Origin of the sequence: Chryseobacterium sp. 2TAF14, assembly GCF_052115105.1 — a bacterium.
Classification (GTDB): Bacteria; Bacteroidota; Bacteroidia; order Flavobacteriales; family Weeksellaceae; genus Chryseobacterium.
This window is the reverse complement of sequence record NZ_JBFRGA010000343.1, coordinates 1-666: the sequence shown is the minus strand read 5'-3', so window position 1 is coordinate 666 and position 666 is coordinate 1. Positions and strand designations below refer to the sequence as shown.

At 37.9% G+C, this 666-nt stretch carries 1 protein-coding gene; it reads left to right on the top strand.

The features are described 5' to 3' along the window. Positions 1-666: anthranilate synthase component I family protein (locus tag AB4Y90_RS18095; RefSeq protein WP_441558947.1), on the top strand; the 666-nt coding region annotated here is incomplete at both ends.

The following is a 666-nucleotide window of genomic DNA, read 5'->3' as shown; positions in this document are numbered from 1 at the left end:
GAAGCATTGCAAACGAGGTGATGTATTTCAATTGGTTCTGAGCAGAAGGTTTGAGCAGAAATTCAAAGGCGACGAGTTTAATGTGTACCGTGCTTTGRGAAACATCAATCCATCACCTTATTTATTCTTTTTCGATTATGGAAATTATAAATTATTTGGTTCGAGTCCTGAAAGTCAATTAATTATAAAAAAAAACAAAGCCATCATGCATCCTATTGCCGGAACATTCAAAAGAAGCGGAGATTTTGAAACCGATCTGCAGTCTGCAGAAGCTTTAAAAAAAGATCCGAAAGAAAACGCAGAACACACCATGTTGGTAGATTTAGCCAGAAACGATTTAGGAAAAAACGGAAAAAATGTAACTGTAACCAAACTGAAAGAAATTCAGTTTTTCTCTCATGTTATCCACATGGTAAGCGAAGTGACCGCCGATCTGGAAGAAAACACCAATCCTTTTGATATAGTTTCTGATACTTTTCCGCAGGGAACTTTAAGCGGAGCGCCAAAATACAAAGCGCTACAGCTTATCAATGAATATGAAAAAGATTCGCGTGGTTTTTACGGCGGTTGCATCGGAATGATTGGCTTAAACGGTGATTGCAATCAAGCCATTATGATCCGAACATTTCTGAGCAAAAACAACACTTTATTTTATCAGGCTGGAGC